Annotated in this window: 28 protein-coding genes and 1 tRNA gene; 21 read left to right on the forward strand and 8 right to left on the reverse strand. The window is 63.3% G+C overall.

Translation table 11 applies throughout. The features are described 5' to 3' along the window. Window positions 1–75 precede the first annotated feature (75 nt). The 8 genes from C2I35_RS11735 to C2I35_RS11770 form a co-directional block, all read right to left on the reverse strand. Window positions 76–1,011: a 2-hydroxyacid dehydrogenase gene (locus C2I35_RS11735; RefSeq protein WP_103763231.1), complete on the reverse strand. Its 936-nt coding sequence runs from the start codon at window positions 1,009–1,011 to the stop codon at window positions 76–78. Window positions 1,012–1,016: 5 nt separating this feature from the next. Then, window positions 1,017–2,156: a rod shape-determining protein RodA gene (rodA, locus tag C2I35_RS11740; RefSeq protein WP_103763232.1), complete on the reverse strand. Its 1,140-nt coding sequence runs from the start codon at window positions 2,154–2,156 to the stop codon at window positions 1,017–1,019. 10 nt (window positions 2,157–2,166) lie between these two features. Next, entirely contained in the window at window positions 2,167–4,110 is a 1,944-nt protein-coding gene (gene mrdA / locus C2I35_RS11745) for a penicillin-binding protein 2 (RefSeq protein ID WP_103763233.1), read from the reverse strand. Further along, the gene (locus C2I35_RS11750; RefSeq protein WP_103763234.1) at window positions 4,107–4,646 is read right to left on the reverse strand and encodes a rod shape-determining protein MreD; all 540 of its coding nucleotides are present in this window, start codon (window positions 4,644–4,646) and stop codon (window positions 4,107–4,109) included. Before C2I35_RS11750 ends, mrdA begins: the two co-directional genes overlap by 4 nt. Continuing rightward, a complete protein-coding gene (gene mreC / locus C2I35_RS11755; RefSeq protein ID WP_103763235.1) occupies window positions 4,639–5,580 on the reverse strand; it encodes a rod shape-determining protein MreC in 942 nt (313 codons plus the stop codon). The genes C2I35_RS11750 and mreC overlap by 8 nt, the downstream gene beginning before the upstream one ends. A 26-nt stretch (window positions 5,581–5,606) precedes the next feature. Continuing rightward, window positions 5,607–6,008 (reverse strand): hypothetical protein, encoded by a 402-nt coding sequence (locus C2I35_RS11760; RefSeq protein ID WP_103763236.1) that lies wholly within the window; start codon window positions 6,006–6,008, stop codon window positions 5,607–5,609. Window positions 6,009–6,043: 35 nt separating this feature from the next. Continuing rightward, a complete protein-coding gene (locus tag C2I35_RS11765) occupies window positions 6,044–7,090 on the reverse strand; it encodes a rod shape-determining protein (RefSeq protein ID WP_057792035.1) in 1,047 nt (348 codons plus the stop codon). 268 nt (window positions 7,091–7,358) lie between these two features. Next, window positions 7,359–7,433 (reverse strand) — tRNA-Thr (locus C2I35_RS11770). 89 nt (window positions 7,434–7,522) lie between these two features. Here C2I35_RS11770 and C2I35_RS22155 point away from each other — a divergent pair. The 21 genes from C2I35_RS22155 to C2I35_RS11870 all read left to right on the forward strand — a co-directional run bounded on the left by C2I35_RS22155 (window position 7,523) and on the right by C2I35_RS11870 (window position 25,274). Then, window positions 7,523–7,693, forward strand: coding sequence for a hypothetical protein (locus tag C2I35_RS22155; protein WP_170067192.1), 171 nt, complete (start codon window positions 7,523–7,525; stop codon window positions 7,691–7,693). A 6-nt stretch (window positions 7,694–7,699) separates the two neighbouring features. Continuing rightward, window positions 7,700–8,968 carry a UDP-N-acetylglucosamine 1-carboxyvinyltransferase gene (murA, locus tag C2I35_RS11775; protein WP_103763237.1) on the forward strand — a complete coding sequence of 423 codons (1,269 nt, stop codon included), beginning with the start codon at window positions 7,700–7,702 and terminating at the stop codon, window positions 8,966–8,968. Continuing rightward, complete coding sequence (locus tag C2I35_RS11780; RefSeq protein ID WP_103763238.1) at window positions 8,965–9,441, forward strand: DUF2948 family protein; 477 nt, start codon at window positions 8,965–8,967, stop codon at window positions 9,439–9,441. Before murA ends, C2I35_RS11780 begins: the two co-directional genes overlap by 4 nt. 110 nt (window positions 9,442–9,551) lie before the next feature. After that, a complete protein-coding gene (locus C2I35_RS11785) occupies window positions 9,552–9,926 on the forward strand; it encodes a hypothetical protein (protein ID WP_103763239.1) in 375 nt (124 codons plus the stop codon). A 79-nt stretch (window positions 9,927–10,005) separates the two neighbouring features. Beyond that, window positions 10,006–11,310: a histidinol dehydrogenase gene (hisD, locus tag C2I35_RS11790; RefSeq protein WP_103763240.1), complete on the forward strand. Its 1,305-nt coding sequence runs from the start codon at window positions 10,006–10,008 to the stop codon at window positions 11,308–11,310. Window positions 11,311–11,446: 136 nt separating this feature from the next. Continuing rightward, window positions 11,447–11,926 (forward strand): UPF0262 family protein, encoded by a 480-nt coding sequence (locus C2I35_RS11795; RefSeq protein WP_103763241.1) that lies wholly within the window; start codon window positions 11,447–11,449, stop codon window positions 11,924–11,926. Window positions 11,927–11,931: 5 nt separating this feature from the next. Beyond that, window positions 11,932–12,393 carry an arsenate-mycothiol transferase ArsC gene (locus C2I35_RS11800; RefSeq protein ID WP_103763242.1) on the forward strand — a complete coding sequence of 154 codons (462 nt, stop codon included), beginning with the start codon at window positions 11,932–11,934 and terminating at the stop codon, window positions 12,391–12,393. After that, window positions 12,390–12,791 (forward strand): ketosteroid isomerase-related protein, encoded by a 402-nt coding sequence (locus C2I35_RS11805; protein ID WP_103763243.1) that lies wholly within the window; start codon window positions 12,390–12,392, stop codon window positions 12,789–12,791. The genes C2I35_RS11800 and C2I35_RS11805 overlap by 4 nt, the downstream gene beginning before the upstream one ends. Next, window positions 12,791–13,378: a GNAT family N-acetyltransferase gene (locus C2I35_RS11810; protein WP_103763244.1), complete on the forward strand. Its 588-nt coding sequence runs from the start codon at window positions 12,791–12,793 to the stop codon at window positions 13,376–13,378. The genes C2I35_RS11805 and C2I35_RS11810 overlap by 1 nt, the downstream gene beginning before the upstream one ends. A 275-nt stretch (window positions 13,379–13,653) precedes the next feature. After that, the gene (locus C2I35_RS11815) at window positions 13,654–14,595 is read left to right on the forward strand and encodes a lipid A-modifier LpxR family protein (RefSeq protein ID WP_245890474.1); all 942 of its coding nucleotides are present in this window, start codon (window positions 13,654–13,656) and stop codon (window positions 14,593–14,595) included. A gap of 98 nt (window positions 14,596–14,693) precedes the next feature. Continuing rightward, window positions 14,694–15,758, forward strand: coding sequence for a Hint domain-containing protein (locus C2I35_RS11820; protein ID WP_103763245.1), 1,065 nt, complete (start codon window positions 14,694–14,696; stop codon window positions 15,756–15,758). 180 nt (window positions 15,759–15,938) lie between these two features. After that, window positions 15,939–18,815: a monovalent cation/H+ antiporter subunit A gene (locus C2I35_RS11825; protein ID WP_103763246.1), complete on the forward strand. Its 2,877-nt coding sequence runs from the start codon at window positions 15,939–15,941 to the stop codon at window positions 18,813–18,815. After that, window positions 18,815–19,177: a Na+/H+ antiporter subunit C gene (locus C2I35_RS11830; protein WP_103763247.1), complete on the forward strand. Its 363-nt coding sequence runs from the start codon at window positions 18,815–18,817 to the stop codon at window positions 19,175–19,177. Before C2I35_RS11825 ends, C2I35_RS11830 begins: the two co-directional genes overlap by 1 nt. Beyond that, entirely contained in the window at window positions 19,174–20,826 is a 1,653-nt protein-coding gene (locus tag C2I35_RS11835) for a monovalent cation/H+ antiporter subunit D (RefSeq protein WP_103763248.1), read from the forward strand. Before C2I35_RS11830 ends, C2I35_RS11835 begins: the two co-directional genes overlap by 4 nt. A 1-nt stretch (window position 20,827) precedes the next feature. Then, complete coding sequence (locus tag C2I35_RS11840) at window positions 20,828–21,328, forward strand: Na+/H+ antiporter subunit E (RefSeq protein WP_103763249.1); 501 nt, start codon at window positions 20,828–20,830, stop codon at window positions 21,326–21,328. Next, window positions 21,325–21,612 carry a K+/H+ antiporter subunit F gene (locus tag C2I35_RS11845; RefSeq protein ID WP_103763250.1) on the forward strand — a complete coding sequence of 96 codons (288 nt, stop codon included), beginning with the start codon at window positions 21,325–21,327 and terminating at the stop codon, window positions 21,610–21,612. Before C2I35_RS11840 ends, C2I35_RS11845 begins: the two co-directional genes overlap by 4 nt. Beyond that, window positions 21,609–22,007: a monovalent cation/H(+) antiporter subunit G gene (mnhG, locus tag C2I35_RS11850; protein WP_103763251.1), complete on the forward strand. Its 399-nt coding sequence runs from the start codon at window positions 21,609–21,611 to the stop codon at window positions 22,005–22,007. The genes C2I35_RS11845 and mnhG overlap by 4 nt, the downstream gene beginning before the upstream one ends. Before the next feature lie 122 nt (window positions 22,008–22,129). Next, window positions 22,130–22,471: an ArsR/SmtB family transcription factor gene (locus C2I35_RS11855; RefSeq protein ID WP_103763252.1), complete on the forward strand. Its 342-nt coding sequence runs from the start codon at window positions 22,130–22,132 to the stop codon at window positions 22,469–22,471. Continuing rightward, window positions 22,468–22,935: an SRPBCC family protein gene (locus C2I35_RS11860; protein ID WP_103763253.1), complete on the forward strand. Its 468-nt coding sequence runs from the start codon at window positions 22,468–22,470 to the stop codon at window positions 22,933–22,935. Before C2I35_RS11855 ends, C2I35_RS11860 begins: the two co-directional genes overlap by 4 nt. 212 nt (window positions 22,936–23,147) lie before the next feature. Beyond that, complete coding sequence (gene rpsD, locus C2I35_RS11865) at window positions 23,148–23,768, forward strand: 30S ribosomal protein S4 (protein WP_103763254.1); 621 nt, start codon at window positions 23,148–23,150, stop codon at window positions 23,766–23,768. An 84-nt stretch (window positions 23,769–23,852) separates the two neighbouring features. Next, on the forward strand, window positions 23,853–25,274 hold the full coding sequence (locus C2I35_RS11870; RefSeq protein WP_103763255.1) for a homospermidine synthase: 1,422 nt from the start codon (window positions 23,853–23,855) through the stop codon (window positions 25,272–25,274). The last annotated feature ends 6 nt before the right edge of the window (window positions 25,275–25,280 follow it).

Genomic DNA, 25,280 nt, shown 5'->3' on the forward strand with positions numbered 1-25,280 from the left:
TTAGATAGGATGAGCCGGAATTCTCGCAATTTCCGCGCTCTTCTTCCGGCCTCGCTCGGACAGTGTCAGCGTGGGTCAGTAGCCCAGATCGCGGTCGACGAGGTGAAGCAGTGGCTCGCCCGCCTCACCACGGCGGATGTTTTCCACGATCACCTGCGCCGCGGTATCGGGACGGGTTTCCGAGGCAATATGCGGCGTCACTGTAACCTTCGGGTGAGCCCAGTAAGGATGCTCGGGCGGTAGCGGCTCGGTACGGAAGACGTCGAGGGTCGCATGGGCGATGTGACCGCCGTCAAGCGCGGCCAAAAGAGCGTCATCGTCAATCAGAGGGCCGCGTCCGGGGTTGATCACAACGGCGCCGGACGGCATCTGCGCCAGCGTGCCGGCGTCAATCACGTTCTCGGTCTGCGGCGTGTCGGGCAACAGGAGCACGACGATTTGCGCGGTTGAGAGTGCCTGCGCAAGACCATCGTTGCCATATAGGCAGGTAATCCCGTCTATGGACTTTTGGCTGCGCGACCAGCCTGTCACAGGAAAGCCAAGATGCACGAGAGCTTCGGCACAGGCCTGGCCAAGGGCGCCGAGGCCGAGAATTGTCACCGGTCGGTCCTTGGCCAGTGGCGGCACGTCGTGACGCCACGTGCCGTCCTGCCCCAGAACGTGGGTATCGGTGCCAAGGTGATGGCGCAGGGTATGGCCGGTCACCCATTCCACCATGCCGCGCTCCAGGCCGTCATCGACCATGCGCGTCAGCGGTTGGGTCAAGGTGTCGTTGCGCACAATGCCTTCGACCCCGGCCCAAAGGTTGAGCACCGCCTTCGCACGGGTGAACGGCGCGAAGTCCTGCACATCGCTGTTTGGCGCATAAACGATATAGTCGACCTGGTCCGGCGGCAGGTCCGTGGACAGGGTGTATTCGGTGATCCCGGCGTCGTGGAGTGACTTGCGCAGGGGGGCTTCGTAGTCCGCCCAGCGTTCGGCGCTGGCGGCGAATAGGATATTGAGAGACATGAGACCTACCGGGGGCGATGGATATGAGCGCTTTGCACCAGGCCGAAGCCCAGCATGAGGATGAGCATGGCCGAGCCGCCATAGCTGACCAGCGGCAGTGGCACGCCGACCACGGGCGCAAGGCCCATGACCATCGACATGTTCACCGCGAAGAACAGGAAGAACGTGACGGCGACCCCCAGCGTCAAAAGCGACGAGAAGCGGTCGCGGTTCGCCAGCGCCGAGGTGACGCAGAAGACGATGATGAGCGCGTACAGCATCAGCAGCGAAATGGCTCCGACGAATCCGAATTCCTCGGCCAGCGTCGTGAAGATGAAATCAGTATGTTTCTCGGGCAGGAAATTGAGCCGCGACTGGGTGCCTTGCATGAAGCCCCGCCCCGTCCAGCCACCGGATCCGAGCGCGATCTTGGACTGGGTGATATGGTAGCCCGCGCCCAAAGGATCTGACGCGGGATCCAGGAACGTGTCGATACGGCGGTATTGATAGTCTGCCAGCAATTGCCAATCGGTGCCGCGGCTCTTGAAAACCGCCGTGACCAGCCCGCCGATGGCGGCGAGGACCGCAGCGAAATAGGCCCAGTGGACGCCCGCGAGGAACATGATAAGCCCGCCGCCGGTGATCAGCAGGATTGAGGTGCCGAGATCGGGCTGACGCAGAACCAGCGCCACGGGAACAAGGATCAGAACCACAGGTAGCAGAACCCAGAGCGGGCGAGACGTCTTCTTCAGGGGCAGCCAATCGTAATAGGCCGCCAGAAACATGACCAGCGTCACCTTCATCAGCTCGGAAGGTTGGAGGCGCATAAAGCCCAGGTCGATCCAGCGTTGCGCGCCCTTGCCCTCGACGCCGACCAGTTCGACCGCGATCAGAAGAAGGACGGAGACCGTGTAGGCCAGCACCGACATGTTGCGCCAGAACCAGATCGGGACCATGGCCACGAAGAACATCACGGCAAAGCCGAGCGCGTAGCGTTTTGCCTGCGGTTCGGCCCAAGGGTTAAACGTTCCGCCTGCAACAGAGTAGAGCATCAGGATTCCGATGGCGGCGACCGCCGTCAGCAAGAGCGCCAGAGGCCAGTTGAGGTACAGAACCTTGCGCAGGCCCGAAGGCGTGTGCTTGACGGTGTATTCAAGATAGCTCATGCAGCGCCCCTTATGCCCGGTCGCTGTCTTCGCTGCCGCGACGGTCGAGGCGCGAGCGCAGTTGTTCCTGCTGAGTCTTGATGCGGCCCCGGTCCTTGGACGGGTAGGCGTCAAGCGGGGGATCATCGCCGTACAGTGCTTGAAGGGTGATGTCGCGGGCGATGGGGGCCGCTGTCGTGGAGCCGCCTCCGCCATGTTCGACGATCACCGCCACAGCGACCTTCGGCACCTCGAACGGTGCGAAGTTGACATAGAGCGCGTGGTCGCGGCGTTCCCACGGCAGATCCTCGTTGCGGAAAACGCCGCGGGCACGTTCGGCGGCCGTGATGTTCCGGACCTGGCTGGTGCCCGTCTTGCCGGCCATGCGAAAGGCGTCTTCGATGATCCTGCTGCCATAGGCCGTGCCGCGCCGATTGTTGGACACGGCATACATCGCTTGCCGGATTTCGCGCAGGGTATTTTCGTTCAGGCCAAGCGGCTCGCCCCGGTTGGGCGGCTCCTCGACGCCATCGACGGAACGCACCAGTCGCGGTGACACCGAGCGGCCGGTGGCCAGCCGGGCGGTCATCACTGCAAGCTGCAATGGTGAACTGAGCACGTAGCCCTGGCCGATGGCGGCGTTCGCCGTGTCGCCGATGCGCCAGTCCTCGCCGCGCGAGGTCGCCTTCCACAGCTTGTTGGGGATGAGGCCGCCGGCGACGGACGTCATCGGCAGATCATGTTCGAGACCGAGACCGAGGCGCTTGGCCATTTCCGCGATCTTGTCGATGCCGACGCGCAGCGCGAGGTCGTAATAATAGACGTCGCAGCTTTCGCGCAGCGAGCGGTGCAGGTCCACGTTGCCGTGCCCCGCGCGTTTCCAGCAATGGAAGCGGCGGTTCGCGACCTTAAGAAACCCGGGGCAATAGACGGTCTCGTTGGGATCAACCTGTCCATCCTCCAGCGCCGCCAGCGCAGTGACCATCTTGAACGTCGAACCCGGGGGATAGACGCCTTGCACGGCCTTGTTCGGCAGGGGGCGGTACTTGTTGTCCAAAAGCGCCGAGTAGTCGGCCTGCGATATTCCGCGCACGAAAAGGTTGGGGTCATAGCCGGGAGTGGATGAACAGGCCAGAAGGTCGCCGGTGTCGCAATCCATGACCACTGCGGCGGCGCTTTCGCCTTCCAGACGGGCAGTGATGTAGGATTGCAGCGCATTGTCGAGCGTCAGCTGGATGTCCGCGCCGGCCTCGCCTTCGACCCGGTCCAGTTCGCGCATCACGCGGCCAGCGGCGTTGACTTCGACCCGCTTGGTGCCCGCCTTGCCGCGCAGCGTATCCTCGCGCCGGCGTTCAAGCCCGATCTTGCCGATCTGGAAGCGCGGGATCAGCAACAGCGCGTCGGGCGCGTCGATGCGTTCCAGATCGCGGTCGCTGACCGGCCCGACGTAGCCGACGACGTGCGAGTAATCCTCGCCCATGGGATAGTGCCGCGACAGGCCCACTTCCGGCGTGACGCCGGGCAAGGCGGGCGCATTAACGGCGACGCGGCTGATATCCTCCCAACTGACGCGGTCTGCCACTGTCACCGGCGTGTCACCGCGCAGCTTGGCGAGGTCTTCGCGGGCCTTTTTCAGCTCTTCGGGGTTCAGCCGCACGAGCTTGGACAGGCGTGCGATCACGTCCTCGAGGTCACCGGCCTGTTCGCGAATGATGTTGATCCGGTAGGAAGGAATGTTCTCTGCGATCACCCGCCCCTCGCGATCGAAGATGCGGCCGCGGGATGGCGGGATGAGGTGGATATTGATCCGGTTCTCGTCCGCCAGCAGACGGAACTGGTCGGCCTGATCGACCTGAAGGTAGCGCATGCGCAGACCCAGAAGCCCCACGAAGCCCGCCATGCCGCCGCCCAGCACCAAGCCGCGCCGGGTGATGCGGCGCTGGCTTTCGGTATTGTCGCGGGTGGGGCGCTTCATGTCCGGCCTCCGAGTGCGTCGATGTCACCGGGGGCCAGTTTACGCACCCCGAAGACAGATTGCGAGACCAGCACGACCAGCGGATAACAAATCATTGTCATCAGGAGCTGGATAAAGCTGAGGCCCAGCGGCGCTTGGTCGACCAGCAACACGGCGAGGATTGTGCGGTAGGCCAGGGTCATGACGACCAGTGTCGTGGCAACCGAGACCCATTCCACGGCAAAGGTCAGGTCCCGAAGGCCGATATGGCGCGCGCGCAGGGTTTCCGCCGCGATCAGCACCAGCGCGGCCCAAAGGCCGGGCGGGCGATGGAACATAAGGTCTCCCAACAACATCACGCCCGCCACCAGAAGGGGCGGCACATATTCTGGGCGGCGCAGGATCCAGGCAAAGGTCAGCGCGACGATCAGGTCCGGCCCGGCCCAGCCACGTGGCAGGGTTTGCAGCGGCAGCAGGCTGAAGAACATCACGAACAGCGCGAGCCCGAGATAGAGCGCGCGCATCGTCCACATCTGCAAGGCAGCATTGTCACCCATCGGTGGCCTCGCTGGTTTGCGCCTCGGCGGGTAGTTGCGGTTCCGGATCGGGGTCGGCACCCTGCACGACCGGGACGGACGGCTGAATTAGACTGCCGGGATCAAGCACGCGCTCATGCCCGTAATTCCGCAGAACGCGCAGGAATTCCAAGCGCTCGTAATCGGCGGCCAGCCGGACACGCATACGCCCGCCCGGGTCCTCGGCCAACTGCCCGACCAAGAGGCCGGCCGGAAAGACTTCGCCATCGCCCGAGGTCAGCACACGATCGCCAGGGCGCACCTTGTCCGGCGCCTCGATGAAGTCGATGGGCGGCGAGGCGGTGTTGTCGCCGATCAGCAGTGCCTGCTGGCCCGACGGCTGGATCGTGACCGGGATGCGGCTGGACGTATCAGTCAATAGGATCACCCGTGCGGTATTGTCGCCCACGCCCGAGATGCGGCCCACCAGCCCCAGCCCGTCCATAGCCGCCCAGCCGTCGACGATGCCGTCGCGGGCGCCGACGTTGATCAGAACGGATTGCCGGAAAGGCGAACCGCTGTCGGCCAGAACGACGCCGGTGACGAAGGTCAGTCGCGGGTCAAGCTGGACGTTGTTCAGGTCGAGCAGCCGCGCATTCTCCTGTTCCAGCTGAAGAGCGGCCTCTTTCCAGGCTTTCATCTGCTGCAATTCGCGCCGCAGTTCCTGGTTCTGCTGGTAGATGCGCTGGTAGCTTTGGAAATCGCGCAAGATGTTTACGGCACCGGTGACCGGCGCCATGGCCCAGTCAAAACTGGGCACGACCCGGTCGATCACCTGCGCGCGGAAACGTTCCACGCGGGGACTGTCGATCCGCCACAACACGAAGAGACCGATCAGGCACAATACCAGTAGCCCCAGAAGCAGACGCTTCAGGGGAGCGGTGTAGTCGCTGCTTTGGTTGCGGTCCTTGGCCAAGCGTTACCTTCGATTGCAGATTGGGTTTACTCTAGCACAGAGCATTCGATGTCTTCGATTCCCCTGACGTAATTGATGACCCGCGTTCCGTCTTGTAGCGTTTCATATGAGACGACCGAGCGACGATGTGTTGTTCCTCCATCGAACGTGACCCCGAAAATCGTCATCTCGGACGGACCCGAGATCGGGTCTTCGTAGAAGATGGAAAGTTTGAAATTCTCGTCATGCGGACGCAGACCAACGACCTTGCCCGGAACGGTCTCGCCGTACGTGGTTGTAATCTCGGCAGTCGCCCCGGACCATTTGATCAGGGTTCTCAGGATCACTCCGCTGGCGTCTTCCCTGTGAACACAATCACCGGTCTGGGGCAGGGCGGAGCCCGCATTTGCGGCGGAGGCCAGCAGTGCGAGCAACAGGGAGAGGATCATGAAACGTGGCATCATCCGACCTCTTCCCGTAGGGCTTAACTGTCGTAGTCGATGGCGTGGCGCAACTGCTTCTCGAATTCCAGGGCCTTGCCCGTACCGAGCGCCACGCAGTTCAGGCTGTCATCGGCGATGGACACGGCCAGCCCGGTTTGCTCGCGCAGGGCAAGGTCCAGATCGCCCAGCAGCGCGCCGCCGCCGGTCAGCATCACGCCACGGTCGACGATATCGGCCGCAAGGTCCGGCGGAGTGGCTTCGAGCGCGGTCATCACCGCCTCGCAGATCTGTTGCACGGGTTCGGCCAGCGCCTCGGCCACCTGGGCCTGGCTGATCTCGGTTTCCTTGGGCACACCATTGAGCAGGTCGCGGCCGCGGATCTGCATCGAGCTGCCGCGCCCGTCGTCGGGCATCCGAGCGGTGCCGATGGAGGTCTTGATGCGCTCGGCGGTGGATTCCCCAACCAGCAGGTTCTGCTGGCGGCGCAGGTAGTTGATGATCGCCTCGTCCATGCGGTCACCGCCGACGCGGATCGAGCGGGCATAGACGATGTCGCCCAAGCTCAGAACCGCGACCTCGGTGGTACCGCCGCCGATATCCACGACCATGTTGCCGGTGGGGTCGGTGATGGGCATGCCGGCACCAATGGCCGCCGCGATGGGTTCGGCAACGAGGCCGGCGCGCCGCGCGCCGGCGCTGAGCACGGACTGACGGATGGCACGTTTTTCAACGGGCGTCGCACCGTGGGGGACACAAACGATGATCTTGGGCTTGGAGAAGGTCGAACGCTTGTGCACCTTGCGGATGAAATGCTTGATCATCGCCTCGGCGGTGTCGAAATCGGCAATCACGCCTTCTCGCATCGGGCGGATCGCCTCGATAGACCCCGGCGTGCGGCCCAGCATAAGCTTGGCATCCTCGCCCACGGCCAGCACCTTCTTGACGCCGTCCTTGACGTGATAGGCGACCACGGAAGGCTCCGACAGAATGACGCCTCGCCCCTTGACGTAGACCAGCGTGTTGGCCGTGCCGAGGTCGATCGCCATGTCAGCGGTGAAGAGCCCGGGGATTTTGTCAAAGATGGACATGGGTGCCTGCGTCCTGTGGTTTGAATAGTGATTTGGTCCCCGACTCGACCACCGGAAACCGTTCGCTCTTATAGAGTGGGCGATTGTCGGGTGAAAGGGTGGTTTCAGGCCTGCTAAGCGTCAAATTGCCGGGCGTGATCGCAATGCGCCAGTCCTGTGCGGTCGCGGATGTGCCAAAACCTGCGATCAATAGAGAAGGTAAGCGCTCGTGGGCGCGCCGTTCAGGTGCTGCACGAATTGGAATGAGGCGATCACCTTTCGGTGATCATGGTGCTGCTGGGGAGGATTGAACTCCCGACCTCACCCTTACCAAGGGTGCGCTCTACCACTGAGCTACAGCAGCGCCGGTTCGTGGCGGGGTGATTAGACCGTTCCGTGCATTCGTGCAAGCGTAATCTAGACGGTTTTTAGCGACTGCTGTAGACAGGCGCCATGAGCACGAACCCCCCGCCCAAATCAGGCGCCAAATCCCAGCAAAGTCGCGAGGACCGGCTGAAGGCTGCGCTGAAAGCGAACCTGGCCCGCCGAAAGGCACAGGCGCGCGGCAAGGCGTCGGGACAGGAGGGGCCGGAGGCAGGCCAGGACAAGAAAAAGGGCGGATAAAACGACATGGATTCGATACTCGTGACGGGCAATGGCCCTCTTCAGGGGCAAATCCCGATTGCCGGGGCAAAGAACGCGTGCCTGACGCTGATGCCGGCAACGCTGCTGAGCGAGGAGCCCCTGACGCTGACCAACGCGCCGCGCCTGTCGGACATCAAGACGATGACCGCGCTCTTGCAATCGCTGGGCGCTGAGGTGACGACGCTTCAAGACGGCCAGGTTCTGGCGATGTCGAGCCATGATCTGGACAGCCACGTGGCCGATTACGACATCGTGCGCAAGATGCGCGCTTCGATCCTCGTGCTGGGGCCGATGCTGGCGCGGGACGGCCACGCGGTGGTGTCGCTGCCGGGCGGATGCGCCATCGGGGCACGGCCTGTGGATTTGCACCTCAAGGCGCTTGAGGCGATGGGCGCGGAGCTTGAGCTGAAAGAAGGATACGTGCATGCGAAGGCGCCCGGTGGCCTTGAAGGCGGTGTCGTGGAATTTCCGCTGGTGTCGGTCGGGGCGACGGAAAACGCGCTGATGGCGGCCACTCTGGCCAAGGGCAGCACGGTATTGAAGAATGCGGCGCGCGAGCCCGAGATCGTCGACCTTGCGCAATGCCTGCGCAAGATGGGCGCGCAGATCGAGGGCGAGGGTACGAGCGAGATCACCATCCAGGGGGTAGACCGCCTCCACGGGGCGACCCATCCGGTGGTGACCGACCGGATCGAGTTGGGCACGTTCATGCTGGCACCTGCGATTTGCGGCGGCGAGGTGGAATGCCTGGGCGGGCGGATCGACCTTGTCGAGGCATTTTGCGAAAGGCTGGACGCCGCCGGTGTCTCCGTTGAAGAGACCGACGTGGGCCTCAAGGTCGCGCGGAAAAATGGCCGGGTGCGCGCCGTCGACGTGGTGACCGAGCCGTTTCCGGGCTTCCCGACCGATCTTCAGGCGCAGATGATGGCGCTGATGTGCACCGCCGAGGGCACCAGCGTTCTGGAAGAAAAGATTTTCGAGAATCGTTTCATGCACGCGCCCGAACTGATGCGGATGGGCGCGAAGATAGACGTTCATGGCGGCACAGCCACAGTGACCGGCGTGGAGCGTCTGAAAGGCGCGCCGGTCATGGCGACTGATCTGCGGGCGAGCGTCTCACTAATCTTGGCGGGACTGGCCGCCGAGGGCGAGACGCTGGTCAACCGGGTCTATCACCTGGACCGCGGCTATGAGCGGGTCGAGGAAAAGCTGGGCAATGTCGGCGCACGGATAGAGCGGGTGCAAGGCGAATGACCGAAGATGCACGTTTCGAAGACGGGCGCGAGGCGCCGCTGAACCTGGGGGCCTTCGATGCCGAAGATCTCGACGTGGTGTCGAGTCTGGTCCAGGATGCGGTCTTTACCCTGCAAGACATGGCGTGGCGTCCCCGCGAGCGCCGGCTGGCGCTGTTGATCAACCGGTTTCGCTGGGAAGACGGCGCGCGGGCGCGACACGGGGCCGAGCGGGTGCGCACGCTTCTGGTAATTGACAATGTCGAAGGCGTCTCCAGCCAAGGGCTGGACCGCGACGACCCTGATGTGATCCTGTCGGTGCTCTCCGTGCGGTTCGAACCCGATAGTGCCGAGGACGTTGCAGGCTACGTGACGCTGACGCTGGCGGGTGACGGAGCCTTGCGGGCACGGATCGAGGCGCTGGAAGTCACGCTGCGGGATGTCACGCGCCCCTATCGTTCACCGTCCGGCAAGGCGCCGGGCCACGACGCCTGACGCGGCATTGCCGCAAACGGGACCGACGGGCATGAATGTTGCGCGTTTCGTCCTTGTCGCCATACCGCTTGGCATCGTTCTCTTTTACTTCGTCATGCAATCGCTGACTGTTGGAAACGCCGAATCTGTGTCTTGTTGTCGCCAATGGCGGATTGAGCAAGCTGAACCGGATCGAACTGAGCCGGATCGAGCCCGACCTGCATGGCCGTTGGCTGACCGCACAGTTCGCGGCCTTGGCGACGGGGCGGGATATGCCGGAGACCTTCGAGAAACCTTCGGAAGAAGACTGGCGTATCTTCCTGAAAGGCTGGCGCGAGGCGGACGGCGGGACGACTCCGGCCATGCAAGCCTATCTGCGGTCGAATGAAGAGGATCCCGGCCTCTACTGCGAAGGGACCATCGGGTTCGTCCGGCGAGTGATTGCGGACACCACACCTTCGGGCTTGCGTATCTTGGCCGATTACACGGCCAGCCTTGCGCTATAGGGGCGCCGTTTTGAGAAGCGAAGGCACTTGAGGCGCGGCAGGCGTCGGTCTAAGTCTGCGCGGCAATAGGAGAATGCCCATGCCGGTGCGACTGACCACCAAGGATGACGATTTCGAGCCACGGTTCGCTGCGCTGTTGAGCGCCAAACGCGAAGACAGCCCTGACGTGGACGAGACCGTTTCCAGCATCATCGCCGATGTCCGGGCGCGTGGCGATGCGGCCCTGCTCGAACTGACGGCGAAGTTCGACAGGCTGGAATTGACGTCGGAGAGGTTGCGGTTCACGGCAGAAGAGGTCGCCGCACTGGTGGCAGATGTGCCGCCGGACGAGATGGCGGCGCTGGAACTGGCCGCTGCGCGCATCCGGTCCTATCACGAACGTCAGTTGCCCGAGGATGCATCGTGGCAGGATGAATGCGGCGCGACGCTGGGCTGGCGCTGGTCGGCGGTCAGCGCGGCGGGGCTTTACGTGCCGGGCGGGCTGGCGTCCTACCCGTCTTCGGTTCTGATGAACGCGATCCCTGCCAAGGTGGCGGGGGTGGAGCGGCTTGCCATTGTGGTGCCGACGCCGGACGGTGTGGCCAATCCCGCCGTCCTGGCTGCCGCACAGATCGCCGGTGTCGACGAGATCTACCGAGTGGGCGGTGCGCAGGCGATTGCGGCGTTGGCCTATGGCACCGAAACCATCGCACCTGTCGACAAGATTACGGGACCGGGCAACGCCTATGTCGCTGCGGCCAAGCGGCGGGTTTTCGGCAGGGTTGGCATCGACATGATCGCCGGGCCCTCGGAGATCCTTGTGATCGCGGATCGCGACAACGAGCCGGACTGGATCGCGCTCGACATGCTGAGCCAGGCGGAACACGACGAAAGCGCGCAGGCTTTGCTGATTACCGACAACCCGGCGTTCGCCGACGCGGTGGAAGCGGCCATAGAGACGCGACTGGAAACGCTGGAGCGGCGGGCAATTGCCGGGGCAAGCTGGCGCGATTTCGGCGCGGTGATCGTGGTCGCGGACATGGACGAGGCGGCGCGTCTCGCCGACCGGATCGCGCCTGAACATCTGGAGTTATGCGTGGCCGAGGCGGAACGGCTGGCCGACAAGATCACGCATGCAGGCGCGATGTTCCTGGGCGCGTGGACACCCGAGGCGATTGGCGACTACGTTGGCGGGCCCAATCACGTGCTGCCCACGGCACGCTCGGCACGGTTTTCCAGCGGTCTCAACGTTCTGGATTTCATGAAGAAAACCACGATGGCGCGTATGACACCCGGCGCGCTGAAGGCGATCGGACCGGCGGCGGAGACACTGGCGCAATCCGAAAGCCTGGAGGCACATGGGCTAAGCGTGCGGGCGCGACTGGACAAGCTGAACGAAGGCTAGGTGGCGCACGCTTCGGGCCTTTCGGCCCGCCTCGCGGGTCACATCGTCGCAAAAACGCCACCTCAGGACGTTCGGCTGCATTGCCCGCTAACGATTGCTGGGGTAGGCAGGAACAAGACTGCCGAAGAGAACACCCATGAGCCATATCTGTCATATCGAGTTGGATGATGCCAATCTGCCCCCGCCCACGCCCGAGATCGAGCAGGAGCGGAAAGTGGCCATGTTCGACCTGATTGAGGAGAACTCTTTCAGCCTGCCGATCCGGGATGACCGGGTTGCGCCCGACGGGCCTTATCGCGTCGGGCTGTCGATCCGCGAGAAGCGATTGGTGTTCGACATCCGCACCGAGGATGACGCGCCAGCGGCGGAATTTCACCTTTCATTGTCGCCATTTAGACAAGTGGTCAAGGATTACTGGGCGATCTGTGAAAGCTATTTCGACGCGGTAAAGAACATGCCGCCGAGCCAGATCGAGACCATCGACATGGCTCGCCGGGGCATTCACAACGAAGGTGCCCGGGTGCTGGAAGAGCGGCTGGAAGGCAAGGCGAAGGTCGACAACGATACCGCGCGGCGCCTGTTCACGCTGATCTGCGTGCTGCACTTCGGGAGCTGACCCAGATGGTCGAGGAGCTTCCTCAGTCCGTTCTGTTTTGCTGCGACCATAATTCCGCGCGCTCGCCCATGGCCGAGGGCATCATGAAAAAGCTCTATGGAACCGATACTTATGTCCAGTCCGCCGGGGTCAAGGGTGATATGGACATCGACGGGTTCTCGATCGCGGTCTGCGACGAGATCGGAGTCGAGCTTGCCCGGCACCGGACCCGAAGCTTTGACGAGATGGAACAGTGGGGCGACGACCTGTCCTCGTTCGATCTGGTTGTGGCGTTGAGTCCGGCGAGCCAGCGCAAAGCTCTTGATCTGACACGGGTTTTTCATCTCGACGTGGTCTATTGGCCAATCCTGGACCCGACCGGACTGGGCGAATCGCGAGAGGCGAAATTGAACGCTTACCGCCAGACCCGGGACCAGATAGTGGAACATCTCAAACGACGGTGGGGCGACCCCAAGGATATGAAATGACTGCGAAAAACGTGATCGAGGCTTACTTTCTGGCGTTCAACAACGGTGACGTGGATGGTATGCTGGAATGCCTGAGCGAGGATGTGGCGCACCACGTCAATGAAGGGCAGGTGCGGACAGGCAAGGCGGCCTTTGCCGCGTTCTGTGAGCACATGAACCGGTGCTACCGCGAACACCTTGATAACATGGTGATTTTCGAGGCCGAAGACGGCACGCGGGGCGCGGCGGAATTCGTGGTGAACGGCACCTACCTCGCCACCGACGAAGGGCTGCCGGAGGCGCACGGGCAGACCTACAAGCTGCCGGCGGGGTCGTTTTTCTCCTTGGAAAACAACAAGATCACGCGGGTCGTGACGTATTACAACCTTGCCGACTGGACCAAACAGGTCAGCGCCTGATGCGGGTGGAGCGGCTGACCGGCGAAAACCTGTTGGCTGCGCTGGATGACGTGGCGCAGCTGCGGATTACGGTTTTTCGTGACTTTCCATACCTTTACGATGGCGACGTCGCCTATGAGAGGGCGTACCTTGAGCCTTACCGGCAGAGCGAGGACGCAATCGTGGTGGCGGCGATCGACGGGGAACGTCTTGTCGGGGCCTCGACGGGGACGCCGATGGAGGATCATGCCGAGGATTTCGCAGCAGCTTTTTCGGGGCAAGGCATTGATATGAAAGATATCTTTTATTGTGCCGAGAGTGTTCTGCTGCCCGCGTACCGGGGGCGCGGGCTGGGCCACGCGTTCTTTGACGCGCGGGAGGCCCATGCGCGGGCTCTGGGACACCGCTATGTTGCCTTTTGCGGTGTGGTGCGACCCAAGGATCATCCTTTGCGGCCAGAGACTTATCAGCCATTGGACGGATTCTGGCGCAAGCGGGGATATGCGCCGGTCGAAGGGGCCGTCGCGACCTATCGCTGGAAGGATATCGACCAGCCGGAAGAGACCGACCACCCGTTGCAATTCTGGATGCGGCGACTCGAAGGTTAACGCCAGCCGAATGTTCAAACCCGCGTCGGTATCGCGTCGGTATCCGGGTGGTATGGCGTCGGTGCGATTGTCCGCCGGCACGGGTTAACGCATCGCGCGGTCCGTGTTGCCGCAAAACCCGGCCGGAACACGGCAAACGCGGCAAGGTCCCGGGGCAGGCCCGGGACGAGGCGTCCCATTGTTGCGCGAAGCCCACGGTGCGGAAATTCGGATCTTGCCCGATAGTCCAGTCCGGGGCTTTCGGTGTACCAGTTCAGGGCCGGGGGGCGATGGGAATGGGACGGATAGACATGATGCGCCGCCTTGCAGCGTTTTTGACCGTTTTTGCGGTTCTTTTGACCGGCCATGCCGCAGAGGCAGGCCCGCGCGAGCGTATCGGCTTTGGCTGGCTGACAACCAATGACATCGGCGGTGATTTTCACGACCGCTGGCAGACCGGATCGCTGACGACCAGCCGGGTCTGGGGGCCGGGCTGGAGCGGGCGTTTGCCGCAAGGCTTCGGCGAAGTGCTGGAGCTGCGTCTGGGCGGGCGCATCGTCTCGCCGCAGAACCTCACCAATCCTGCGGCCGGTGACCGGCCCTTTGCCGGGGTTCTTTCGGTCGGGCTGCACACGCATTTCGCACGGGGACCGATGGATTACGCCGTGGGCGTCGACGTGAACGTGACCGGGCCGCAGACCGGGCTGGACGATTTCCAGCGCAACCTGCACGACGTGCTGGGCGGGCGAAATATTTCGGACCGCGTGCGCCGCAACCAGGTCAGCGACGACGTGAACCCGGAACTGGTGATGGAGACCGGCCGTGCCTTTGACATGGGAGGCAATGCCGAAATCCGGCCGTTTGTCGAGGGGCGCTGGGGGTTCGAGACGCTGGCGCGGGTGGGGTTCGACCTGACGATTGGCCAGCGCGGTCGTGACGGATTGCTGGTGCGGGACCCGGTGACGGGGCAGCGCTACGTGGCCGTGCAGGGCGTCGAGGCGCCGGGTGCGAGCTTTGTCTTCGGGGCCGACGTGGCCTACGTGGACAGCAGCGAGCTGTTGAATCGCGACCGGGGCATTCAGCTGACCGATGCGCGGACGCGGGTCCGCGGCGGGGTCAACTGGCAGGGCAAAGGCGGCAGCACGATCTTCTACGGGCTGACTTGGCTGGGCGAGGAATTCGAGGCCCAGAAGGAAAGCCAGCTTGTGGGATCGCTGCGACTGCGCCTGAGATTTTGAACGTAACCCTTTGTTAACACTTTGCAGGCTGATTCGTTTTTGCTAGCGTGCCGCTACAAAAAGACAAAAAAAGACTAAAGAAGGCAGGCATACAGGCAATGGGAACGACCTTTCGGGGCGCGTTCGTCATCTCCTGGTCGCAGACGGAAGTGGACGGTTTGGAAGCCGCTCCTGTCCAGTCTCTTAACGTGGGGGCCGCATGGTCCTGGCGCGGGGATCTGGTGCGGGTGGACGGACCCAATGAAGTACTGCGCCTTGAGCGGACGGAACGGGACGCAATGAGCCGCAAATGCGCGGCAAAGCTGGTGCGGCGGCTGGTGACGGCGGCACGCACGGGAACGACGAAACTGGACGAGGTCGAGGTGCACGAGCCGTTGATGGACTCTGGGTTCGTGGTGACCAACGGGGTCCGAAGTTACACCATCACCTTGATCGATGTGGGGCATGGCGCACCGCCGCTGGTGATGTTCCTGGACGAGATTCCGCCAAGGAATACCGAGATGTGGATCGTGCACCAGTCGCTGGGCGCGCATCGCAGCCAGACGACCGACGTGGAAAGCGGCGGGGTGATCTGTTTCACCCCCGGCACGCGGATCGAGACACCGGACGGGCCGCGGCTGGTCGAGGAACTGCGCGAAGGTGACTACGTGCAGACCAAGGACAACGGCGCGGAGGAGATCCAGTGGATCGGCAGCCGCCGGATGAGCGGCGCGCGCCTGTTCGCGATGCCGCATCTGCGGCCGGTGCGCATTCGCGCCGGGGCGCTGGGCGTGGAGCGGCCGGACGAGGAACTGCTGGTCAGTCCCGAGCATCGGATGCTGGTGCAGGGCGAGATCGCGCAGGCGCTGTACAACACGCCCGAGGTGCTGGTGTCGGCCAAGGACCTCGTGAACGGGCGCAACATCGCCATCGACCTTGCGGTGCGTGAGGTGACCTATGTGCACCTGCTGTTGCCGCGCCATCAGGTGTTGTGGGCCAACGGCGTGGAGACCGAGAGCTTTCATCCCGCGTCCGCGTCGCTTCAGGCACTGGACGGCGAGGACCGCAAGCGGCTGTTGGAGTACAATCCGACGCTGGAGTTCGAGCCGCAGACCTACGGTGGCTTCGCGCGGCGCAACCTGAGCGCGTCTGAGGCGGCGATCCTTCAGCACGAGGCGGCCTGAGCCGCCCGGACAGATTGTCACGGCCTCGCCGCCGCGCGGGCGCCGTGACACATGCACCTGATTTTATGGCGCGATAACGCAGGATTATAACCGACAATTTCGGTCGTTTTTCCTTGCGCTTTCGTCGCTGGGATGCAGTTTAGGGCGGAATTTACGAAACTGTTACGCCAAGGAGTTCGCGTGTCCCTCTTCTTTATCGTAGCACTTCCGTTCTTCGGCGCCCTTCTGCCGGGCTTGATGAATTCGGCGGGCCGGTCGTCCTGTGCGGGCGTCACGTTCACGGTGTCGCTGGCCGCGTTCATCGGGCTTTTGACCAACCTTCCGACGGTTCTGGCCGGCGGGACGGTGATGGCGCAGATCGACTGGATGCCGGCGCTGGGGCTGAACTTTACGCTGATGCTGGACGGGCTGGGCTTTTTCTTCGCCTTCCTGATCCTTGGCATCGGGATGCTGATCATCGCCTATGGCCGGCAATACCTGAGCCGCGAAGACCATATGGGCGAGTTTTTCACCTATCTGCTGCTGTTCCAGGGCGCGATGGTGGGGATCGTGCTGAGCGATAACATCCTGCTTTTGCTGGTTTTCTGGGAGCTGACCTCGCTGTCGTCCTTCCTGCTGATCGGCTATTGGAAGCACCTGCCCGAGGGCCGGCAAGGCGCTCGGATGGCGCTGGCCGTGACCGGCATGGGCGGGCTGGCGATGATCGGTGGGATGCTGATCCTGGGCCAGATCGTGGGCAGTTATGACCTGAGCGTGATTTTGCAAAACCGCGAGATGATCCAGGCCGACCCGATGTATGTGCCGGCGCTGATCCTGATCCTGCTGGGGTGCTTTACCAAGTCGGCGCAGTTCCCGTTCCATTTCTGGCTGCCGCACGCGATGGCCGCGCCGACGCCGGTCAGCGCCTACCTGCACTCGGCCACCATGGTGAAGGCGGGCATCTTCCTGATGGCGCGGATGTGGCCGGTGCTGTCGGGCACGCCCGAGTGGTTCGTGATCGTCACAACGGCAGGGCTGATCACGATGGTGCTGGGCGCGGTCATTGCGCTGTTCAAGCACGACCTGAAGGCGCTGCTGGCGTTCTCGACGGTCAGCCACCTTGGCCTGATCACGATGCTGCTGGGCACGGGCACGGCGTTTGGCGCGATGGCGGCGGTGTTTCACATCCTGAACCACGCGACGTTCAAGGCGGCGCTGTTCATGTCCGCCGGGATCATCGACCACGAGGCGCATACGCGGGATATCCGTCTGCTCGGTGGGTTGCGGAAGCTGATGCCGGTGACGTTCGTCATCGCCACGCTGGCGGCGCTGTCGATGGCGGGGATACCGTTCCTCAATGGCTTCTTGTCGAAGGAGATGATGCTGGAGGAGGCCAACCACACGGTGCTGTTCGACACGTGGTGGTTCGTGCCGGCGCTGGCCGTCATCGGCTCGCTTTTTTCGGCCGCGTATTGCTTCCGCTTCATTTCGCACACGTTCCTGGGCCCGGTGCGCGACGATTACCCGGCCAAGCCGCATGACCCGCCGGCGGGCATGTGGCTGCCGCCCGCGATCCTGGTGGTGCTGGTGGTGGTGATCGGGGCCGCACCCTTCCTGGTGCAGGATTTCGTGTTCCTTGTGGCCAAGGCCGTGATTGGCGGGGTCGAGCCGCTGGAAGTGAAATACATCAAGATCTGGCACGGGCTGGTGCCGGCGCTTTACATGTCGATCGCCGCCGTGGTGGGCGGGTTGATCGTGCTGCTGCTGTTCAAGCCGCTGCTGAAGCTGTGGGACGCGGCGCCACGCCCCGAGGCCAAGGTGATCTTCGAGTGGATCGTCGAGACGGCGGCGGCGGGGGCGCGGGCGCTGATCCATCCGATCCACAACGGATCTTTCACGCGCTATGCCGCCGTGGGGTCGGCGGCAATCATCGTGGCGGGATACTATGCCTGGGCGACGGGCACGGTGGCCGAAGCCACGCGGGCGATGCAGGCGCCGAGTGCCGTGGCAATAGCCGGGTGGCTGATGCTGGTGGCCGCCACGGGCGCGCTGGTGATCTTGCATCGCAATCGCTTCTTCTCGCTTATCCTGATCGGGATCGTGGGGCTGATGGTGTCTGTGGGCTTCATCTTCTTCAGCGCGCCGGACCTTGCGATGACGCAGTTCACCGTCGAGGTGGTGACGATCATCCTGTTGCTTCTGGCGCTGAATTTCCTGCCCAAGACGACGCCCGTGGAAAGCAGCCTGCTACGCCGGGTGCGCGATGCGGGCATGGGGATCGTCGGCGGGTTGGCGACCTTTGCGCTATCCTATCACTATCTTCTGCGCGATGCGGTCAGCAGCCCGATTTCCGAGTATCACCTGGCCAATTCCTATAAAGGGGGCGGCGGCACCAACGTGGTGAACGTGATCCTTGTCGATTTCCGGGGCTTTGACACCTATGGCGAGATCATCGTGCTGGGGATCGCCGCGCTGCTGATCTATGCGCTGACCGAGACGCTGCTGAACAGCAATGTGCGGGCGCGGCTGCTGAACCGCAAACCGGACCAGCCGCGGGCGGGGGACATGCATCCGATGATGATGGTGGTCCTGACCCGTGTGATCATGCCGGTGGTGTTGATGGTCGGCTTCTACATCTTCCTGCGCGGCCATAACGAGCCGGGCGGCGGGTTCATCGCCGGGCTTGTGGTGTCGATCGCCGTGGTGATGCAGTACATGGCAAGCGGCTTTGCCTGGACCTCGCAGCGGTTGCGATACCCTTATCACGGGGTGATCGGCGCGGGCGTGCTGATCGCCGGGCTGACCGGCATCGGCTCGTGGTTCGTGGGCAAGCCATTCCTGACCTCGGATTTCACCTATGTGCGCATTCCGCCGTTCGAGAAATTCGAGCTGGCGACGGCGGCGCTGTTCGACCTGGGTGTGTTCCTGGCGGTCGTGGGCGCGGTGATGCTGTCGCTGGAGAGCTTCTCGCGGCTGGCGCGGCGGGCGCATACGCCGGATACCGAGCATCCGATGGATATTGACCCGTCGAGGGATGATCCGCCGAAAACGGTGGGCGCGAGCGGGGGGCCTGTCTGATGGAGTTTCTTGTTGCATCTGCCATCGGCGTCATGACCGCGGGCGGGCTTTACCTTGTGCTGCGGCTGCGGACATTCCCGGTGATCCTTGGGATCTCGCTGCTGACCTATGCTGTGAACGTGTTCCTGTTCGCCTCGGGGCGGCTGACCGTCGGGGCGCCGCCGGTGTTGGTGGACGGGGTCCAGACCTATACCGACCCGCTGCCGCAGGCGCTGGTGCTGACGGCCATCGTGATCTCGTTCGGGATGACGGCTGTGGTGGTGATGATCGCGCTGGGGTCGTTCCTTGGTGCGGATGACGACCACGTGGACGACCAGCCGGAAGAAGACGAAAACGACGCGCAGGCGGAGGGCCAGCAATGACCCATTGGATTATCGCGCCCGTCGTGCTGCCGGCGCTGCTGGCGCCGTTCATCGTGCTGGCCGCACGGTTTCATTTTGGCATCCAGCGGGCGTTTTCTGTCGCGGGTGTCGTGGCGCTGATCGCCATTTCGGCGAGTCTCGCGTGGTCGGTGTCGGATGGCGACGTGATTCTGTATCAACTGAGCGACTGGGCCGCGCCGTTCGGGATCGTTTTGGTGGGCGACAGGCTGTCGACGATGATGGTACTGCTGACCTCCGTTCTGGCGCTGTTCGTGCTGCTGTATGCCATCGGGTCGAGATGGGACGAGCGGGGGTGGCATTTCCACGCCCTGTTCCAGTTCCAGCTGATGGGCATCATGGGGGCGTTCCTTACGGACGACCTGTTCAACCTGTTCGTGTTCTTCGAGGTGCTGCTGATCGCCTCCTATGGCCTGATGATCCATGGGGGCGGCAATGAACGGCTGCGGGCGGGGGTGCAGTATGTTCTGTATAACCTGATCGGCTCGACGCTGTTCTTGTTCGCGCTGGGCTCGATCTATGCCGAGACCGGGACACTGAACATGGCGGACCTAGCCGAGCGGGTGACGCAGATCGGCGCGGAGGAGACGGTGGGTATCCGGGTGGCTGCCGTGCTGCTCTTGTTGGTGTTCGCGATCAAGGCGGCGCTGGTGCCGCTGCATTTCTGGCTGCCGTCGAGCTATGCCGAGGCACCGGCCCCCGTGGCGGCGCTGTTTGCGATCATGACCAAGGTGGGGGCCTATGCCATCATCCGGGTCTACACGATGATCTTTCCGCCCGACCTGGAGGCGACGGCGGGGCTGCACGTGGTGTGGCTGATGCCTGCGGCGCTGATCTCGCTGGCGATTGGCATGATCGGCGTGCTGGCCGCCAAGACGCTGGACCGGCTGGTGGCCTTTTCGATCATCGGGTCGATGGGCATGGTGATGGTGGCGATTGCGCTCTTTACCGAGGACGGGATCGCGGCGGCGCTTTACTATATCGTGCATTCGACGCTGGCGGGCGCGATCCTGTTCCTGATCACCGACCTTGCAAGGGCGGGGCGGGACAACCTGACCCTGACGGCGCAGCCGCCGGTGTCGGGCGCGGCGCTGACCGCGGGGATGTTTTTCGTGGGCGCGATTGCCATGGCGGGCCTGCCGCCGCTGTCGGGCTTCCTGGGCAAGCTGTTGGTGCTGGATGCCGCCTATGACAGTGCGCAGATGCCGTGGATCTGGGCGGTGGTGCTGGTGTCCAGCCTGATCAGCGTCGTGGGGTTTGCACGTGCTGGCAGCAATGTGTTCTGGAAGGCGCGCAGCATCGCGCGGCCCGAGGGGGCGCCCGTGGTGGCCGCCCCGTCCGCGCTGAGCTATGTCGCTGTTGGCGGGCTGATCGCGCTGTTGATCGCGCACACGGTCTTTGCCGGTCAGGTGCATGGCTATACCAAGGCGATCTCGGCGCAGCTGTTCGCGCCCGAGCCGCTCAAGTCGACGGTTCTGGAGACGCCGGGCAAGCTGGGCCGGCCCGAGGACAAGGCCAAGGGTGGCTATGGCGATGACGACCATGGCGACGACGGTTATGGCGACGACGCGGCCCATGGCGAGAGCGATGAGGGCCATGGCGCGGACGAACAAGAGAGCGGGGGGCACTGACATGACACGCGCGTTCTACTGGGTGTTCCCGCATCCGTTTCTGACCCTGCTGCTGACGCTGGTCTGGGTCCTTTTGCAGAACGGATTTTCCGCCGGCATGGCGGTGTTCGGGCTGATCCTGGGCATCATCATCCCGTGGATGACGTCGATCTGGTGGCCGGATACGCCCAAGGGTTTCAACCTGTTCCGCATGTTCACCTATGGCCTGATCGTGATCTACGATATCATCATCGCCAACCTGCAGGTGGCGTGGATCGTGCTGACGGTGCCGAATTCCAAGCTGAAACCGGCGTGGATCGTGGTGCCACTGGATCTGGTGAAGCCCGAGGCGATCACCATCCTGGCGGGCACGATCACCCTGACGCCCGGCACGGTGTCGTCGGACCTGTCGGACGAGGGGCACAGCCTGCTGGTGCATGTGCTGCACACCGATGACCCGGACGCGGTGCGCGACGAGATCAAGACCCGCTACGAGGCCCGGCTGGAGGAGATTTTCGCATGAGTTCGCCATCTGACATCATGGATATTGCCATCGTCATCTCTTTCGTGGCGCTGGCGCTGGGGCAGCTTTTGTCGATGGTGCGCCTTGTCATTGGGCCGACACCGGGCGACCGGATCCTTGCGCTGGACACGATGGTGATCAACGCGCTGGGGCTGGTGGTGATGGTGGGCATCTTCCAGGGCGTGCAGGTCTATTTCGAGGTCACGCTGCTGATCGCGATGCTGGGTTTCGTGTCCACGGTTGCGCTGGCGCGGTTCATCCTGAGGGGGGACATCATCGAATGACTGCCATGGATATCGGATATCTTTCTGTCGCGTTCTGCCTGCTGGTGGGATCGGGATTCGTGTTGGTCGGTGTGTTCGGCCTGCTGAAGTTCAACGATCCGATGACTCGCCTGCACGCGCCCACGAAGGTGGGCACGTTGGGGATCGGGATGTTCCTGCTGGCGTCGATGATCCACTCGTTCCTGGTCGGCGACAGGTCTTATCACGAGCCGCTGATCATGGCGTTCCTGTTCGTCACGGCGCCAATTTCGGCGCATTTCATCGCCAAGGTGAACATCCACAAACGGGCCTGCGAGACACCGCCGAGCCCGCCGCGTGACGACACATGGTCGACGCTGACGGATCCGGACGTCGAAAAAGAGGCCGAGGCGGACGCGGCAAAGGCGCGGGAGTAGGGCGCGGCCTGCGAGGTGGGCGGCGCGTGGGTTTTCACCCACCCTACGTGAACTTCCGCTGAAAGTTAGCTTATTGGCTTAGTGTTATTGACGCGGTCTTGGTGATCCGTTTACTTAGGCATATGGCTAAGTTTGATTCGAAGCTGGACCTGTGTTTTTCCGCGCTGGGCGATCCGACGCGGCGGGTTATCCTTGAGCGGCTGGTCCGCGGCCCGGCGAGTGTCAGCGAACTGGCCGCGCCGCATGACATGGCGCTGCCGTCCTTCATGGGCCACCTGAGAAAGCTGGAGGAGGCCGGGCTGGTCACCTCCTACAAGCAGGGCCGGACACGGACGTTTGCCCTTGCCGCGGACGCGTTCGCCCCGGTCGATGACTGGCTGAGCGAGCAGCGGCGGATCTGGGAGGGCCGGCTGGACCGGCTGGACGATTATGTTGCAACCCTGATGAGGGACCGAAAGAAATGAACCTGAATCCCGAGACCGACTTGAGCTTTACCCGCACCCTGAACGCGCCGCGCGCGCTGATCTGGGAGTGCTGGACCACGCCGGAGCATATCAAGCATTTCTTCGTGCCCAAGCCGCACAGCATCGAAAGCTGCGAGATCGACCTGCGCGTGGGCGGGCGGTTCAACACAGTGATGAACGTGGAGGGACACCTGATGGACAACAAGGGGGTGTACCTGGAGGTGGTCGAGATGGAACGGCTGGTCTTTACTGACACTTATACCGAGGGCTGGGCGCCCGTGCCGGACCCGTTCATGACGGCGATCCTGGATCTGGAAGACGACGGGAATGGCGGCACGATCTATACCGCGACGGCGCGGCACCGGTCGCCCGAGGCGAAGAAAACCCACGAGGACATGGGGTTCTTCGATGGCTGGGGCACGGTGGCCACGCAGCTAGAAGAGTATGCGCAGAGCTTGAAGTAGGACGTGAGGGCGCGTGGGTTTTCACCCACCTTACTCCTGCGCTGCGGGAAACTTGCGGGTTGGGCGAAGCGACGTGTTGACTCCACCACGAACCCTTATATAAGCGCGGCTTCATTGGTGTTGGTGGCCCCCGCAAGGGGATGCCTGTCGCCGTGGCAAAATCCACGGAGAGGACAACGCCCTTCGAAACCTTAAACGAAGGAGATCAGTCGATGACAAAGAGAACGGCTGCCAAATACAAGATCGACCGCCGGATGGGCGAAAACATCTGGGGGCGTCCGAAATCCCCGGTCAACCGCCGCGAATACGGCCCCGGCCAGCACGGCCAGCGCCGCAAGGCGAAGATTTCCGACTTCGGCCTGCAGCTGCGCGCCAAGCAGAAGCTGAAGGGTTATTACGGCGACCTGACCGAGAAGCAATTCCGCCGCATCTTCCGCGAGGCCGAGCGTCTGAAAGGCGACACCGGCGAGCTGCTGATCGGCCTGCTGGAGCGCCGGCTGGACGCGGTCGTCTACCGCGCCAAGTTCGTGCCGACCATCTTTGCCGCGCGTCAGTTCGTGAACCACCGTCACGTCCGCGTGAATGGTCAATTGGTGAACATCCCGTCCTACCGTGTTAAGGAAGGCGACGTGATCGAGGTTCGCGACCGTTCCAAGCAGATGGCCGCTATCTTGGAAGCCACGCAGCTGCCCGAGCGCGACGTGCCGGACTATATCGACGTGGACAATTCCAAGCTGACCGCGACTTTCGTGCGGACACCCAGCCTGGGCGACGTGCCGTACCCGGTGATGATGGAACCGAACCTGGTCATCGAATTCTACGCGCAGAACTAAGTTTTTAGGTCTGCAGCGCCTGATCCGGAAGGCCGCGCCGCTGGGCGCGGCCTTTTGCATTTGTAAGTGGAGGAGACGCAGAGCATGGCACAGGACTTTCCAAAGTACGGTCGCATCGACGGGACCATCGTGATGATCGGCTTCGGGTCGATCGCGAAGGGAACGTGGCCGCTGATCGAGCGGCATTTCGACTATGACGCGGACAAGTTCGTGGTAATCGAGCCGAACGCGGCCAATCACGAGGCTTTGCGCGAGCTTGGACTGCGGTTCGTGCCGGAGGCTGTGACTGCGGAGAACTATCGCGAATTGCTGGGCGGGCTGATCGAGCCGGGCAAGGGGTTCGTGGTGAACCTGAGCGTGGATACCTCGTCGCTCGACCTGATGAAGTTCTGCCGCGAGCAGGGCGTGCTGTATATCGACACGGTGGTGGAGCCGTGGGCGGGGTACTATTTCGACACCCAAGACAACGCGGCGCGGACGAACTATGCCCTGCGGCAGGCGGTGCGGGACGAGAAGGCGGCCAATCCGGGCGGGACCACGGCGGTGAGTTGCTGTGGGGCGAACCCGGGCATGGTCAGCTGGTTCGTAAAAGAGGCGTTGCTGACGCTGGCCCGCGACACCGGCAAGGATGCGGAGGCGCCGAAGGATCGGGAAGGCTGGGCCAAGCTGATGAAGGGCCTGGGCGTCAAGGGCGTGCATATCGCCGAGCGCGACACGCAGGCGCGCGCCCTGCCGAGACCCCGGGGGACCTTCGTGAATACGTGGTCCGTCGAAGGGTTCATTGCCGAAGGGTTCCAGCCCGCCGAGCTGGGCTGGGGCACGCATGAGACGTGGTTCCCGGAGAACGGACACAGCCACGACACAGGCTGTCGAGCGGGGATCTGGCTGGAACGGCCGGGGGCGATCACCCGTGTGCATACGTGGTGCCCGACGCCGGGGCCGCAATTCGGGTTCCTGGTGACGCATAACGAGGCGATTTCGATTTCCGATTTCTACACGGTGGGCGCGCCGGAAGCCCCCGAGTTCCGCCCGACGTGCCACTATGCCTATCACCCCTGCGACGACGCGGTGCTGTCGCTGCACGAGATGTTCGGCGCGGGGCGGCAGCAGAGCACGCACGAGATTTTGGACGTGGATGAGATTGTCACCGGCATCGACGAGTTGGGCGTGCTGCTTTACGGGCATGAGAAGAACGCGATGTGGTATGGCTCTCGGCTGTCGAACGAGGAAACCAAGGACCTTGCCCCGTACCAGAATGCCACCGGGTTGCAGGTGACGAGTGCCGTTCTGGCGGGCATGGTCTGGGCGCTGGAGAACCCGGACGCGGGTATCGTGGAGACCGACGAGATGGACCACGCGCGATGCCTCGAGGTGCAGCGGCCTTACCTGGGCCCGGTGGAGGCTCATTATACCGACTGGACACCGTTGCAGGACCGGTGGGAGCATTTCCCCGAGGATATCGACGAGAGCGATCCATGGCTTTTCCGGAACGTGCTTGCGTCGTGAGGGGCG

This window comes from Roseovarius confluentis, from assembly GCF_002917925.1.
In the GTDB taxonomy this organism is placed as follows: domain Bacteria; phylum Pseudomonadota; class Alphaproteobacteria; order Rhodobacterales; family Rhodobacteraceae; genus Roseovarius; species Roseovarius confluentis.

What these genes read in the sequence shown, in the direction of transcription:
- C2I35_RS11735 (WP_103763231.1), bottom strand. Translation starts at nt 1,011, where the DNA reads ATGTCTCTCAATATCCTATTCGCCGCCAGCGCCGAACGCTGGGCGGAC.
- rodA (WP_103763232.1), bottom strand. Translation starts at nt 2,156, where the DNA reads ATGAGCTATCTTGAATACACCGTCAAGCACACGCCTTCGGGCCTGCGC.
- mrdA (WP_103763233.1), bottom strand. Translation starts at nt 4,110, where the DNA reads ATGAAGCGCCCCACCCGCGACAATACCGAAAGCCAGCGCCGCATCACC.
- C2I35_RS11750 (WP_103763234.1), bottom strand. Translation starts at nt 4,646, where the DNA reads ATGGGTGACAATGCTGCCTTGCAGATGTGGACGATGCGCGCGCTCTAT.
- C2I35_RS11760 (WP_103763236.1), bottom strand. Translation starts at nt 6,008, where the DNA reads ATGATCCTCTCCCTGTTGCTCGCACTGCTGGCCTCCGCCGCAAATGCG.
- C2I35_RS11765 (WP_057792035.1), bottom strand. Translation starts at nt 7,090, where the DNA reads ATGTCCATCTTTGACAAAATCCCCGGGCTCTTCACCGCTGACATGGCG.
- C2I35_RS22155 (WP_170067192.1), top strand. Translation starts at nt 7,523, where the DNA reads ATGAGCACGAACCCCCCGCCCAAATCAGGCGCCAAATCCCAGCAAAGT.
- murA (WP_103763237.1), top strand. Translation starts at nt 7,700, where the DNA reads ATGGATTCGATACTCGTGACGGGCAATGGCCCTCTTCAGGGGCAAATC.
- C2I35_RS11780 (WP_103763238.1), top strand. Translation starts at nt 8,965, where the DNA reads ATGACCGAAGATGCACGTTTCGAAGACGGGCGCGAGGCGCCGCTGAAC.
- hisD (WP_103763240.1), top strand. Translation starts at nt 10,006, where the DNA reads ATGCCGGTGCGACTGACCACCAAGGATGACGATTTCGAGCCACGGTTC.
- C2I35_RS11795 (WP_103763241.1), top strand. Translation starts at nt 11,447, where the DNA reads ATGAGCCATATCTGTCATATCGAGTTGGATGATGCCAATCTGCCCCCG.
- C2I35_RS11800 (WP_103763242.1), top strand. Translation starts at nt 11,932, where the DNA reads ATGGTCGAGGAGCTTCCTCAGTCCGTTCTGTTTTGCTGCGACCATAAT.
- C2I35_RS11805 (WP_103763243.1), top strand. Translation starts at nt 12,390, where the DNA reads ATGACTGCGAAAAACGTGATCGAGGCTTACTTTCTGGCGTTCAACAAC.
- C2I35_RS11810 (WP_103763244.1), top strand. Translation starts at nt 12,791, where the DNA reads ATGCGGGTGGAGCGGCTGACCGGCGAAAACCTGTTGGCTGCGCTGGAT.
- C2I35_RS11815 (WP_245890474.1), top strand. Translation starts at nt 13,654, where the DNA reads ATGGGACGGATAGACATGATGCGCCGCCTTGCAGCGTTTTTGACCGTT.
- C2I35_RS11820 (WP_103763245.1), top strand. Translation starts at nt 14,694, where the DNA reads ATGGGAACGACCTTTCGGGGCGCGTTCGTCATCTCCTGGTCGCAGACG.
- C2I35_RS11830 (WP_103763247.1), top strand. Translation starts at nt 18,815, where the DNA reads ATGGAGTTTCTTGTTGCATCTGCCATCGGCGTCATGACCGCGGGCGGG.
- C2I35_RS11835 (WP_103763248.1), top strand. Translation starts at nt 19,174, where the DNA reads ATGACCCATTGGATTATCGCGCCCGTCGTGCTGCCGGCGCTGCTGGCG.
- C2I35_RS11840 (WP_103763249.1), top strand. Translation starts at nt 20,828, where the DNA reads ATGACACGCGCGTTCTACTGGGTGTTCCCGCATCCGTTTCTGACCCTG.
- C2I35_RS11845 (WP_103763250.1), top strand. Translation starts at nt 21,325, where the DNA reads ATGAGTTCGCCATCTGACATCATGGATATTGCCATCGTCATCTCTTTC.
- mnhG (WP_103763251.1), top strand. Translation starts at nt 21,609, where the DNA reads ATGACTGCCATGGATATCGGATATCTTTCTGTCGCGTTCTGCCTGCTG.
- C2I35_RS11855 (WP_103763252.1), top strand. Translation starts at nt 22,130, where the DNA reads ATGGCTAAGTTTGATTCGAAGCTGGACCTGTGTTTTTCCGCGCTGGGC.
- C2I35_RS11860 (WP_103763253.1), top strand. Translation starts at nt 22,468, where the DNA reads ATGAACCTGAATCCCGAGACCGACTTGAGCTTTACCCGCACCCTGAAC.
- rpsD (WP_103763254.1), top strand. Translation starts at nt 23,148, where the DNA reads ATGACAAAGAGAACGGCTGCCAAATACAAGATCGACCGCCGGATGGGC.
- C2I35_RS11870 (WP_103763255.1), top strand. Translation starts at nt 23,853, where the DNA reads ATGGCACAGGACTTTCCAAAGTACGGTCGCATCGACGGGACCATCGTG.